This is a genomic window from Pseudomonas sp. Je.1.5.c (assembly GCF_051129895.1).
GTDB classification, from domain to species: Bacteria; Pseudomonadota; Gammaproteobacteria; order Pseudomonadales; family Pseudomonadaceae; genus Aquipseudomonas; species Aquipseudomonas urmiensis.
The window spans coordinates 1-11,587 of the sequence record NZ_JBCPSP010000075.1 but is presented as its reverse complement, the minus strand read 5'-3'; the positions used below and the strand labels follow the sequence as shown (position 1 = coordinate 11,587).

The window sequence follows — 11,587 nt, the reverse complement described above, 5'->3', positions numbered from 1 at the left end:
TCGGCGCTTTGGTGGAAGGGGTGGGGCGATGTCTCCCACGGTCTGTACTGCTGCGAACAGTCAGAATCGGGCATTTAGTCCCACCACCCCTTCAAGTCTAACCATACAAGCGGGCTTGCCCGCGAAGGCCGCACCACCCCCTCCCAGCTAATCATCCGGCGGCCCCGTGGAGGGCCGCCTCTAACAACGCTCCTAACTTCTCCAGCCAGTTGGCTGCACAGCCTGCTACCCGCACGTCCAGGTGATAACCCCAACGCGACCAACCAAGCGAAAGGTATTACCTCAGGCTATCGATGGATACGCATAAGTGATTATCCAGGCCGGCAAGGCCCCTCTAAAGTCGCCCCCAACACCAACAATAACAACCTGCCTGGCCGCTGCACCCAGCGCTCCAGGCAAACGCGGAGATTCCTCCATGAACGACCCTGCCAGCTCTCTGGCCTCGGCCATTTCCACCAGTCGTGCGCGGCTGCTGCCTTTTTTGATCCTGATGTACGTACTGGCCTTCATCGACCGTGCCAACGTCGGTTATGCCCGCGCCTACCTGCAAGCCGACACCGGCTTGAGTGACGCCGCGTTCGCCTTCGGTGCAAGCATCTTCTTCATCGGCTATGCCTGTTTCGAAGTGCCCAGCAACCTGATGCTGCACCGTCTCGGCGCCCGCGTCTGGCTGTGCCGGATCATGGTCACCTGGGGCCTGGTCAGCGCGGCGATGATGTTCGCCGACAACGCCACCACCTTCTATGTGCTGCGCTTCCTGCTGGGGGTTGCCGAGGCGGGCTTCTTCCCCGGGATAATCCTGTACCTCACCTACTGGTTCCCGGCCCGCAGCCGTGCTCAGGCCCTGGGCTTGTTCTACTTCGGTCTGCCTTTGGCGCTGGTGCTGGGCGGGCCGCTGTCGGGCTGGCTGCTGGAGTTCAAGGGGGTGTTCGGCATGGCCAACTGGCAGTGGCTGTTCGTCGTCGAGGGGCTGCTGGCGTCGCTGGTCGGGATTGCGGCCTATTTCTACCTGGTTGATCGTCCAGCCCAGGCCCGCTGGTTGAATGACGCGCAAAAACAGGCGCTGGAGCAGCAGCTGGCCGAAGAAGATGCGCAGAAACAGGGCCACGGACCACATGGATTTTTCGGTGCGTTGCGCAATCGCCAGGTACTGAAGTTCTGCCTGGTGTATTTCACCGTGCAGATGAGCGTGTACGGCGTGGTGTTCTACCTGCCGACCCGCATCGCCAGCTTCCTCGACGGCCAGGTCAGCCTGAATGTCGGCCTCTACACCGCCATCCCTTGGGCGTGCGCCTTGGTGGTGACCCGCCTGGTCACCCGTTACGCCGACCGTAGCGGACTGCATCGGCAGCTGGCGGTGGTCATGCTGGCCATGGCTGCGGCGGGTATTGCCGCCTCGGCGCTGGCTGGCAGCCTGGCACTGGTGATTGTCGCCTTCTGTTTCGCCGCCGCCGGCTTCGTTGCCGTGCAACCGCTGTTTTGGACCCTGCCCACCGGCTACCTCAGCGGCGCCGCCGCCGCCAGTGGCATTGCCTTGATCAACTCGTTGGGCAATCTCGGCGGTTTCGTTGCGCCGAACCTCAAGACCCTGACCGAAACCCTGTTCGCCGACCCCCGCGCTGGCATGTTCGCCTTGGCCGTGGTCGGCGTGCTGGGGGCCTGCCTGCTGTCTCGACTGAAAGCTTCCCGACCCACCCCAGCCCCGCTCGAAGTTGCCCGGGCCGGCTGATCATCCCTTGTAGTGAGAGGACCTTCACCCATGAAAATCAAATCTGTCCGCACCCGTGTCTTTGAATGGAAGGGCAAGGTCGTGCCGCCCCAGGCGCACTTTTGCACCAACGCCAGCGACATCCTCTTCGAGCGTGGCGATGCCATGGGCTCGTTCCGCTTCCATGGTTGGCTGGTGGTAGAAATCGAAACCGACACCGGCATCGTCGGCATCGGTAACTGCGCTCTGGCGCCGCGAGTCGCCAAGGAAATCATCGACCTGTACCTGGCACCGATCTGCATCGGCGAAGACCCCTTCGACAGCGAGTACATCTGGCAGAAGATGTACCGCCGCACCCATGCCTGGGGACGCAAGGGCATCGGCATGGCCGCCATTTCGGCGATCGACCTGGCGATCTGGGACATCATGGGCAAGGCGGTCAACAAACCGGTGTTCAAGTTGCTCGGCGGGCGCACCAAGGAAAAGATCTGGACCTACGCCTCCAAGCTCTACGCCAATGACAACCTCGACCTGTTCCTGGAAGAAGCCCAAGGCTATCTGAACCAAGGTTTCACCGCGCTGAAGATGCGCTTTGGCTACGGCCCCAAGGATGGCCCGGCCGGCATGCGCCGCAACATCGAGCAGGTGCGCGCGCTGCGTGAGCTGGCCGGCCCGGATGTCGACATCATGCTCGAATGCTACATGGGCTGGACCCTGGAGTACGCCCGGCGGATGCTGCCCAAGCTGGCCGAATTCGAGCCGCGCTGGCTGGAAGAGCCTGTGATCGCCGATGACATCGAAGGTTATATCGAGTTGAAGAAGATGGGCATCATGCCGATCTCGGGCGGCGAGCACGAGTTCACCGGCCATGGTTTCAAGGACTTGCTCGAGCGCCGCGCCGTGGACGTCATCCAGTACGACACCAACCGCGTTGGCGGCATCACCGCTGCGCGCAAGATCAACGCCATGGCCGAAGCCTGGTCGGTGCCGGTCATTCCCCATGCCGGGCAGATGCACAACTATCACCTGACCATGGCCAGCACCGCCTCGCCGATGGCCGAGTTCTTCCCGGTGTTTGACGTCGAGGTCGGCAACGAGTTGTTCTACTACGTGTTCAAGGGCGAGCCGCAACCGGTCAACGGCTACATCCAGCTGGACGATGACAAGCCGGGCCTGGGGCTGGAGATTTCCGAGCAATACCTCAACGACTTCAACATCATCGAATGATCGCGTCGGGCGCCGCCACGCGCTGGCGCCCGGCCTTGCGCAAGGGGAATGACACATGCGGTTGATTCAATTCGAAGACCAGGCCGGCCAGCGCCGCGTGGGGGTAATCGAAGGTGCTCAGGTGCGCACGCTGCGAGCAACCAGCAGCACCCGCGAACTGGCCTTGGCGGCGATCCGCAGCGGCCATGGCCTGGTCGAAGAAGTGCTGGCCCGTGGCAGTGACGCCGGCCCGGACTATGCCGGCCTGCTGCAGGCGGGCAGGGTATTGCCACCGCTGGACCATGAAGACCCGGCCCATTGCCTGGTCAGCGGCACTGGCCTGACCCACCTGGGCAGCGCCGCGACACGCGACAAGATGCACCAGCAGGGCGAGCCAGACGAGGCGACCCTGACCGACACCATGCGCATCTTCAAATGGGGGCTCGATGGCGGCAAGCCTGCGCAGGGGCAGGTCGGGGCGCAGCCAGAATGGTTCTACAAGGGCGACGGCAGCATCGTCGTCCGCCCCGGGGGTGACCTGCCGCTGCCGGCGTTCGCCGAGGACGCTGGCGAGGAGCCGGAGTTGGTCGGGCTGTATGTGATCGGCGATGACGGCCTGCCGCATCGGCTGGGCTATGCCTTGGGCAACGAGTTTTCCGACCATGTGATGGAGCGGCGCAACTACCTCTACCTGGCCCATTCCAAGCTACGTGCCTGCGCCTTTGGCCCGGAGCTGCGGGTCGGCGAGTTGCCAGCGCACCTGCAAGGTCGCAGCCGCATCCTGCGCGGCGCGCAAGTGCTGTGGGAGGGTGAATTCCTCTCGGGCGAGGGCAACATGTGCCACAGCCTGGCCAACCTTGAGTTCCATCACTTCAAGTACGCCCAGTTCCTGCGCCCCGGGGATGTCCACGTGCATTACTTCGGCACTGCCACGTTGTCTTTCGCCGACGGCATCAAGGCGGCGCCTGGCGACACCTTCGAAATCGCCATGGATGAATTTGGCGCGCCTTTGCGCAACGGCATCGTCGCTTGCGAAGTGCCGATCCTGCCGGGGTCTGTCGCTCGTCTCTAGGGTTATCTTGCTTGCCAGAAAGCCGGCCCGGCTCGGGCTCGGCCGGCTCACGCTTATGAGGTCGTTATGCTCAACTTGCTCGGTTACAACTACATTGGCGGCGCGCGCTGCGCCGCCGGTGCTGTGGTGTTGCAAAGCTTCGACGCGCATACCGCGCAGGCGCTGCCGTACCGTTTCACCCAGGCCACCGCTGAAGAGGTGGATGCCGCTGCACAGGCGGCAGCCGCCGCATTTGCCGCCTACCGCAATACATCACCCGATCGACGTGCAGCATTTCTTGAGGCCATCGCTGAGGAAATCGAGCTGCTCGACGACAACTTCGTCAGTGTGGTCTGCCGCGAAACGGCGCTGCCTGAGGCGCGTATCAAAGGCGAACGGGCGCGTACCAGCGGCCAGATGCGCCTGTTCGCCGAGGTGCTGCGCCGCGGTGACTGGTTCGGCGCACGCATCGACCGTGCCCAGCCGGATCGCCAACCGCTGCCGCGCGTCGACCTTCGACAATGCCGAACCGGCGTCGGGCCAGTCGCGGTCTTCGGTGCCAGCAACTTTCCCCTGGCGTTCTCCACCGCCGGGGGCGACACCGCTGCAGCCTTGGCCGCCGGCTGCCCAGTGGTATTCAAGGCCCATTCCGGGCACATGGCCACAGCCGAGCTGGTCGCCGATGCGATCATGCGGGCGGTGCAGCGTTGCGCCATGCCCGACGGCACCTTCAACATGATCTACGGCGCTGGCGTGGGCGAGCAGTTGGTCAAGCACCCCGCGATTCAGGCCGTGGGCTTCACTGGCTCGCTCAAAGGCGGGCGCGCCTTGTGTGACATGGCGGCGGCGCGGCCACAACCGATCCCGGTGTTTGCCGAGATGAGCAGCATCAACCCGGTGTTGCTGCTGCCCGCTGCCATCGCCCAGCGCGGCGAGGCGGTGGCAACGCAACTGACTGCCTCGGTGGTGCAAGGTTGCGGGCAGTTCTGCACCAACCCAGGGTTGATCATCGGCATCCGCGCTCCGGCCTTCACCCAGTTTCTCGAGCAGTTTGCCGCGCGCATGGCCGACCAGCCGGCGCAGACCATGCTCAATGCCGGTACCCTGGACAGCTATTGCAACGGCGTCGCCGCGTTGCACGGCCATCCTGGCGTTCGCCATCTGGCCGGCCGCGCGCAACAAGGCCAGCAGGCGCAGCCGCAACTGTTCCAGGCGGATGCGCAGCTGCTGCTCGATGGCGATGCCAGGTTGCAGGAAGAGGTCTTTGGCCCTTGCACCCTTGTCGTCGAAGTGGCCGATGAGCAACAGTTGCTAGCGATAGTGCGGGCGCTGCATGGCCAGCTCACTGCGACCTTGATTGCCGAACCCGAGGACCTGCAGCAGTTCGCCATGCTGGTGCCGGAGCTCGAGCGCAAAGCCGGGCGCCTGCTGCTCAACGGCTACCCAACTGGCGTTGAAGTGTGCGATGCGATGGTTCACGGCGGGCCTTACCCGGCCACATCGGACGCCCGTGGCACCTCGGTTGGCAGCCTGGCGATCGACCGTTTCCTGCGCCCGGTGTGCTACCAGAACTACCCAGATGCGCTGTTGCCGGATGCGCTCAAGGATGCCAATCCGCTGGGCATCATGCGGCTCGTCGACAGTGGCTACACGCGAGCGCCGCTGACGGCTGCTTGAATCAGGAAAAACCTGGTAATGCCGGCTTGCGCTGTGGCCTGAACTTTATTGACTGTCAGGCATCACTTGTTCAACGGGACACCGAGAGGGAGCAGGGCAAGCGATGAAAAAGCATAGCGAAGACAGCGTTGAAACACCGCCACCGGCCAAGCCGCAGGGTGAACAGGAGCGGGACAACGATGCCCATCGACCGGATGGCTCGTCAGGTACCGCGCATGATTCGACCGCGCAGAAGACGGCTCGCCAAGAACCGTCGAAAAAGCACTGAGGCCCGCACCCGCGGGCCTCAGCGTCGTGCTCAAAGAATCGGTTTGCCGCCGGTTACCGCATAGCGCGAGCCGGAGATGTAGCTCGCTTCATCAGAAGCCAGCAGGACGTAGATCGGGGCAACCTCAACCGGTTGCCCTGGTCGTCCCATCGGGTAGCCCGAGCCGAAGTTCCTTACTGCCTCATCCGGCATGGTGGCGGGGATCAGCGGTGTCCAGATCGGCCCAGGCGCGACACTGTTGACCCGAATGCCTTGCTTGGCCAGCAACTGGGCAAGGCCTGCGCTGAAGTTGGCGATGGCACCCTTGGTAGCGGCATACGCCAACAGGCTAGGTGACGGATCATCGGAGTTGACCGAACTGGTATTGATGATCGAAGCACCTTTGCCCATCGACTGCAATGCCCGTTGGCAGATGCGAAAGATCGCCGTGATGTTGGTGTCGAAGGTCTTCACCCACTCATCATCGTCAATCTCGTCCAGGGTCTTATGGGCCATCTGGAACGCGGCGTTATTGACCAGGATGTCGATGCGACCGAACTGCGCCACGGTCTTGTCGACGATCTCGTAGCAGTGCTGTTTGTGCGCCAGGTCACCGGGTAGCAGCAGGCATTGGCGACCCGCCGCCTCGACCCAGCGCGCGGTTTCCTGGGCATCGTCGTGTTCATCGAGATAGGCGATGGCAACGTCTGCGCCTTCGCGGGCATAGGCAATCGCAACCGCTCGGCCGATGCCGCTGTCGGCACCGGTGATCAGGGCGATCTTGCCGTCGAGCCGATTGTGCCCGGTGTAGGTCTGTTCACCGCAGTCCGGGTACGGCTCCATCTTGCGTTGTGAACCTGGAACGCTTTGCGCTTGTGAGGGGAATGGCGGAGTAGGGTAGTCGCTCATGGAACAAGGCTCCTGCAGTGGTATTCGTTGGAAGAGTAAAAATCAGCCTGCCAAGGCCTTGATCAACTGCTCATTGAAGGCCGGAATATCATCAGGTTGGCGGCTGCTGATCAGGTTGCCATCGACCACCACCTGCTCATCGGCCCAGGTGCCACCGGCGTTGCGAATATCGTCTTGCAAGGTCTTGTAGCTGGTCATGCGCTTGCCTTTGGCCAGGCCACTGGACACCAGCAGCCATGCGCCGTGACAGATCACCGCCAGCGGTCTGCCGGCTGAGTCATGGCTTTTCACCAGTTTTTGCGCGCCGGGGACCAGCCGGATCGTGTCGGAGTTCTGCACCCCGCCTGGCAGCACCAGCGCGTCGTATAGGTCGAGCTGGGCGTTGTCGAATGTGGCATCTACCGTGAATGGGTCAGCGGGCTTGTCATGATTCCAGCCGCGGACCGTACCTGGCTTGTCACTCAGAATGTCGACGACCGCGCCGTTTTGTTCCAGGGCTTCGCGCGGGCCGGTCAGTTCCACCTGTTCGAACCCGTCGGTGACCAGAAACGCCACGCGCTTACCGTTCAATTGTGCACTCATGGGGTTAGCTCCTTTATCAGTAGACCTGAAGTAGGAGGCCCATCAGCACCGGGCAAAGTTCATGTGCAAAACCCGAACGGTCCAGGCTCAAGCGAATGATGATGTGTAGCTGGCGCGCGCTTTTACGCACTCAAACGAGAGTTTTCGGCGTGTTCGGGAGGTGCGGGGTATGTTCAGGGGCTGGCGGGGAATTGCTGTCAGAGGGGACGATCCGGGGTAGGGCACTTATAACCACGGGGGGCAGGGCGTTGAGCCCTACCCCCCGTGTGTTCAGGCAGTGTGTTCAGCGGTCTGCTCGACAGACGTTTCCATCAACAGGGCTAACGTGTTGAGGAACAGGTCCATGTTGAGGATGCCGGTGGCGACGGTCGACAGTACTGGCTTGCCAGAAGCATCCTTGATCACCACCTTCTCGCTCCAGGCGCTGGTGTCCACGCTGCGTAGCGAAGCCATCGATACCTGGCTGCCCTGGACCTGCAGGTAATCTCGTGAAACCACGATCGGCAGGGTCTTGATATCGAGGAAGTTGCCGCTCACACGCTTGCGCCAGACTTGGCTGGTGTCGGCGTACTCGAACGTCACCGTGCCACCGCTGTGCAAGGTCTGCAGGACCGCAGGTTGCCTGGCGTCGAGGTAGAGCTCGCGAAACAGTTGCTGGAATTCGAAGAAGCGCTTGAGCGGTTCGATCACCCGGTGGAACGGCTCGCTGGCATTGCGACGGAACGCCAGGTTGGTGATCATGCCGCTGAACATCGTCTGCCCCGAGGCGAACAGGTACAAATGCTCGATTTCAGTGAACGGCACGTAGGTGCGCACGCCCTTGGTGGTGTAGGCGATGCCCTGTTCATACAGCTCGTAGCTGCTGTGCCGATAGCGACTGTGCCACGCATACAGCGCCGCGATGCCCACCGCGATGAACGCCAGCAACGCGCCGGTGTAATAGAGCATCGAGACGTTGCCATTGAAGCGCATCGTCGAGCCTGACGGGGTGGTGAACGTGACAGGCCCGCTGCTGTTCACCGGCAAGGTGGTGGCGAAGTAAACGATGAGGCCGGCCAGGATCAGTAGCGCCAGGCTGAAAACTATCGTGAAGATTTTCAGGCCCTTGCCGTAGCGGTAAGGGCCGACCAATTGACCGGTCACTGGCACTTCAGTAGAAGTCTGCTGCATGAGGGTTTTACATCCCTGTAGAGTTGAGTGGAACGATGCCATCCAGGCTGATTTCGCGACGTGGCGAGGCGTGCTGGGACAGTTGCTGCCACATTGCCACCAGCCCGGGCCGGTATCCTAGAACGCTATGGGATCAATAGGTTCACTCGCATTGCACAATAGTGTGAAATTGCGACCCGCTTATCATTCCGACCGCAGCCTAGCCGGGCAGCTTTGAGTCGAACGCGCTGCGCAGGGTGGCAACGACTTCAGCTACGCCAGGGCCTTGTACCGGTGGCGGCAGGGGGCGTTCACAAAACTCTCGCCAGACGAATAGCATCAATTCGGCGCCATCGGTTTGCGCAAGGGCACTGTCGAGCGAGCCGAAGGTTTGCAGCAGCCTGTACCTTTCGTCCTGCCAGAAACCCGCTTCAACCCAGTCATACACCGGAATGAAGTGGAAGTGAATGGAGTGGCCGGCGTCATGCCCAAACCGCCCGATATACAAGCGTTTGGGCGCGAGATGCGTTTCAATGGTTTTCTGGATGCGCGCCTGCAATACCCCCAACTCCGATTGCGCTTCGGGCGGTAGCGCCGCCAGCGAGTTGGTCATTTGTTTTGCACTGAGCATCAGGTAGCCCGGCAACGCGCTGTCCATGCGGTGGTTGACAATCCAGTGCCTGGATTCATGGATGATGAGCCGAGACGGTATGTCCATCAGGTTGCCTTGAGTGGGGCTGGCGAGCGTAGCATCGCGGCAGGTTGATGTCTGCTTTTGCCGGATGCTGTCTTTTGGCGGACAGCTGCTTCTGGCCGATCGGCTGTTTTCGACCCATAGCTGCCTCTCGCGAAGGGCAGCAATCGGCCAAAAGCCAAGACTGAAGACTCGCTTACGATGGAGTCACCCCAACAGACCAACGCTTAAGAAAGCGAGCTCAAGATCATCCCGAAGGATATATGCAACGCCTGGAAGCCGCGACGGCACTGACCTTAGCCACAATTGAGCGTTATACGTGGCAAGCGATGTAGCTGCATTCGAGGTCTGTCAAGCGATGACGCTTTAAACCTTTCATCTATTAGAGTATGGGGAATTAATCTTCATTCCCCCGTGCATTTTTTTACACCCGGCTCCATATCCGCCGGGCACGCGCCCTGAAAGATGCCATTAATCACTGTGTGTTGTCTTTCAGTTTTTCCATTTAGCTCAAACGACGTATCGGCCGTCAGTACATAGGATTTCGCAAGGTCGCCTTTGAAAGATCCGGCCATAATCGCTTCAGGGCAGCGTGATTTGAAATTATAGCTATCGACGTTACCGCTTTTAGATTCGATTTTGCACTCCTGTTCGAAGTCACTCCACAGGTCGTCATCTATAAGCCTGTCTTTCTCATGGTCGACGCATATTTCCCACGAAAACGGCGAGGTGGACGGAGTAACCTTCCACAAACCTGAAGCGCGTTGCAGACGCAGCGATGGTTCAGCGGCTGACGCCAACGATGTTACTGAGAAAGCAATTGCAGTCGACAACAATATGGCGAAGTACTTCATCACGCATCCTATTTGTAGATGATCACGTTGAGCAGGATACTTGAAAAGCAAGTGCTCCTGGCTTGGCGAGAGTCATTGATTCACAGCTGCGCGCCGAAACTGCCCACGGCATGGTCAGCGTTACTCGAGTAGCCCGCACTACTCAATGTGCCCCAGCGCATGCTCAACGAATTATCGCCATCACCGACGCCGGCGACCAAGGATTGATTGCGCTGCGGGCGTGCCAAGCGTACGTCAGAGTTCTGGCCCCCTGAGCTCTTTAAGCTCCATCATCGACGTTTGAGCGTGCGATCTGAGGCGACGAGCAGCACGCTATTTCCGAAGATGGTGAGTTGCTCCTGGTTTCGTAAACGCCCGACGGCCGCTTCCGACCCAAAGGAGACGCTTGCCAACCACCGCTTTCGGCTAAAAAAGCAGTTATCCATATTGCACAGTTTTGACGGCATCTCGCTGAATTTAAAAGCGCCAATTTGGTGGCGTTGAAAAATATAGGGCGGGGTTACCCACCGCCCTATAATTGATTAGCTCCTCACGAATGCGAGCAGATCGGCGTTAATCGTATCGGCATGGGTTGTAGGCATTCCGTGCGGGAAGCCCGGGTAGATTTTCAGCGTACTGTTTTGCAGAAGTTTGGCTGACAGAACACCGGCATTCTCATAAGGAACGATCTGGTCATCATCACCATGCATCACCAGGACAGGAATCTTGATGCTCTTCAAATCTTCGGTGAAGTCGGTCTGAGAAAACGCCACGATCCCGTCATAGTGTGCCTTTGCACAGCCCATCATGCCTTGTCGCCACCAGTTCCAGACGATGCCCTCGGACGGTTTTGAACCCGGGCGGTTATAGCCGTAAAAAGGCCCTGCTGGAACGTCGTGATAGAACTGTGCGCGATTCGCCTGTAGTTGTGCCTGCAAGTCGTCGAAAACTGTTTTAGGCAGGCCGCCAGGATTGCTCGGGGTCTGAACCATCAGCGGCGGCACAGCGCTGATGATGGCTGCTTTCGACACGCGGTCTTCGCCGTGGCGTGCGATGTAATGGATGACTTCACCTCCGCCGGTGGAATGACCGACATGGACAGCGCCTTGCACGCCGAGATGATTAACCACTGCCGCGACGTCATCGGCATAGTGATCCATGTCGTGTCCATCCCAGACCTGGCTGGATCGCCCATGACCACGCCGGTCGTGTGCTACAACCCGGAAACCGTTAGCCAGGAAAAAGAGCATTTGCGCGTCCCAATCGTCCGCGCTAAGCGGCCATCCGTGGTGGAAAAAGACTACCTGGGCATCGCGTGGCCCCCAGTCTTTGTAAAATATTTCAACACCGTCTTGCGTAGTGACATACCCCATGTTCGTATCTCCAGAATGAAGTGAGGGCCTATGATCTGGCCTAATGATTTTGGACACCTTCTACGGGCGCTATGATGGCGCCCAATTGGAGGCAAAATCAGTGCGAAAGTCATACTCGAAAGAACAGAAAATCCGGGCTGCTGAGATGGTGCTCGACG

Annotated in this window: 11 protein-coding genes and 1 pseudogene; 6 read left to right on the top strand and 6 right to left on the bottom strand. The window is 60.4% G+C overall.

Annotation, left to right across the window (positions count from 1 at the left end; all coding sequences use genetic code 11):
• Nucleotides 1-415 precede the first annotated feature (415 nt).
• The 5 genes from AAZU54_RS26725 to AAZU54_RS26705 all read left to right on the top strand — a co-directional run bounded on the left by AAZU54_RS26725 (nt 416) and on the right by AAZU54_RS26705 (nt 5,910).
• A complete protein-coding gene (locus AAZU54_RS26725; protein ID WP_186553337.1) occupies nt 416-1,729 on the top strand; it encodes an MFS transporter in 1,314 nt (437 codons plus the stop codon).
• 30 nt (nt 1,730-1,759) lie between these two features.
• Nucleotides 1,760-2,935 carry an L-lyxonate dehydratase gene (locus tag AAZU54_RS26720; protein WP_186553336.1) on the top strand — a complete coding sequence of 392 codons (1,176 nt, stop codon included), beginning with the start codon at nt 1,760-1,762 and terminating at the stop codon, nt 2,933-2,935.
• Nucleotides 2,936-2,990: 55 nt separating this feature from the next.
• Nucleotides 2,991-3,986, top strand: coding sequence for an AraD1 family protein (gene araD1 / locus AAZU54_RS26715; RefSeq protein WP_434727870.1), 996 nt, complete (start codon nt 2,991-2,993; stop codon nt 3,984-3,986).
• 66 nt (nt 3,987-4,052) lie between these two features.
• Nucleotides 4,053-5,642, top strand: coding sequence for an aldehyde dehydrogenase (NADP(+)) (locus AAZU54_RS26710; protein ID WP_434727869.1), 1,590 nt, complete (start codon nt 4,053-4,055; stop codon nt 5,640-5,642).
• Between the two features lie 103 nt (nt 5,643-5,745).
• Nucleotides 5,746-5,910 carry a hypothetical protein gene (locus tag AAZU54_RS26705; protein WP_434727868.1) on the top strand — a complete coding sequence of 55 codons (165 nt, stop codon included), beginning with the start codon at nt 5,746-5,748 and terminating at the stop codon, nt 5,908-5,910.
• Between the two features lie 30 nt (nt 5,911-5,940).
• Here the strand turns inward: AAZU54_RS26705 and AAZU54_RS26700 are convergent, their stop codons facing one another.
• From AAZU54_RS26700 to AAZU54_RS26680, 5 genes are all read right to left on the bottom strand, one after another.
• Nucleotides 5,941-6,798 (bottom strand): SDR family oxidoreductase, encoded by an 858-nt coding sequence (locus AAZU54_RS26700; RefSeq protein ID WP_434727867.1) that lies wholly within the window; start codon nt 6,796-6,798, stop codon nt 5,941-5,943.
• Nucleotides 6,799-6,840: 42 nt separating this feature from the next.
• Nucleotides 6,841-7,380, bottom strand: coding sequence for a type 1 glutamine amidotransferase domain-containing protein (locus tag AAZU54_RS26695; RefSeq protein ID WP_312152983.1), 540 nt, complete (start codon nt 7,378-7,380; stop codon nt 6,841-6,843).
• A 270-nt stretch (nt 7,381-7,650) separates the two neighbouring features.
• Entirely contained in the window at nt 7,651-8,550 is a 900-nt protein-coding gene (locus AAZU54_RS26690) for a hypothetical protein (RefSeq protein ID WP_434727866.1), read from the bottom strand.
• A gap of 199 nt (nt 8,551-8,749) precedes the next feature.
• Nucleotides 8,750-9,247, bottom strand: a complete 498-nt coding sequence (locus AAZU54_RS26685; RefSeq protein ID WP_186553330.1) for an HIT family protein — start codon at nt 9,245-9,247, stop codon at nt 8,750-8,752.
• 380 nt (nt 9,248-9,627) lie between these two features.
• The gene (locus AAZU54_RS26680) at nt 9,628-10,077 is read right to left on the bottom strand and encodes a hypothetical protein (RefSeq protein ID WP_434727865.1); all 450 of its coding nucleotides are present in this window, start codon (nt 10,075-10,077) and stop codon (nt 9,628-9,630) included.
• Nucleotides 10,078-10,220: 143 nt separating this feature from the next.
• On the opposite strand from AAZU54_RS26680, the pseudogene AAZU54_RS26675 reads away from it, so the two are divergent.
• Nucleotides 10,221-10,331 (top strand): annotated as a pseudogene (locus tag AAZU54_RS26675) (lysis protein); the annotation flags it as partial.
• Between the two features lie 267 nt (nt 10,332-10,598).
• Here AAZU54_RS26675 and AAZU54_RS26670 read toward each other — a convergent pair.
• The gene (locus AAZU54_RS26670; RefSeq protein WP_405128875.1) at nt 10,599-11,429 is read right to left on the bottom strand and encodes an alpha/beta fold hydrolase; all 831 of its coding nucleotides are present in this window, start codon (nt 11,427-11,429) and stop codon (nt 10,599-10,601) included.
• Between the last annotated feature and the right edge of the window lie 158 nt (nt 11,430-11,587).

Bases quoted from the DNA above. Each gene is read 5' to 3' on its own strand.
- AAZU54_RS26725 (WP_186553337.1), top strand. From the start codon at position 416: ATGAACGACCCTGCCAGCTCTCTGGCCTCGGCCATTTCCACCAGTCGT.
- AAZU54_RS26720 (WP_186553336.1), top strand. From the start codon at position 1,760: ATGAAAATCAAATCTGTCCGCACCCGTGTCTTTGAATGGAAGGGCAAG.
- araD1 (WP_434727870.1), top strand. From the start codon at position 2,991: ATGCGGTTGATTCAATTCGAAGACCAGGCCGGCCAGCGCCGCGTGGGG.
- AAZU54_RS26710 (WP_434727869.1), top strand. From the start codon at position 4,053: ATGCTCAACTTGCTCGGTTACAACTACATTGGCGGCGCGCGCTGCGCC.
- AAZU54_RS26705 (WP_434727868.1), top strand. From the start codon at position 5,746: ATGAAAAAGCATAGCGAAGACAGCGTTGAAACACCGCCACCGGCCAAG.
- AAZU54_RS26700 (WP_434727867.1), bottom strand. From the start codon at position 6,798: ATGAGCGACTACCCTACTCCGCCATTCCCCTCACAAGCGCAAAGCGTT.
- AAZU54_RS26695 (WP_312152983.1), bottom strand. From the start codon at position 7,380: ATGAGTGCACAATTGAACGGTAAGCGCGTGGCGTTTCTGGTCACCGAC.
- AAZU54_RS26690 (WP_434727866.1), bottom strand. From the start codon at position 8,550: ATGCAGCAGACTTCTACTGAAGTGCCAGTGACCGGTCAATTGGTCGGC.
- AAZU54_RS26685 (WP_186553330.1), bottom strand. From the start codon at position 9,247: ATGGACATACCGTCTCGGCTCATCATCCATGAATCCAGGCACTGGATT.
- AAZU54_RS26680 (WP_434727865.1), bottom strand. From the start codon at position 10,077: ATGAAGTACTTCGCCATATTGTTGTCGACTGCAATTGCTTTCTCAGTA.
- AAZU54_RS26670 (WP_405128875.1), bottom strand. From the start codon at position 11,429: ATGGGGTATGTCACTACGCAAGACGGTGTTGAAATATTTTACAAAGAC.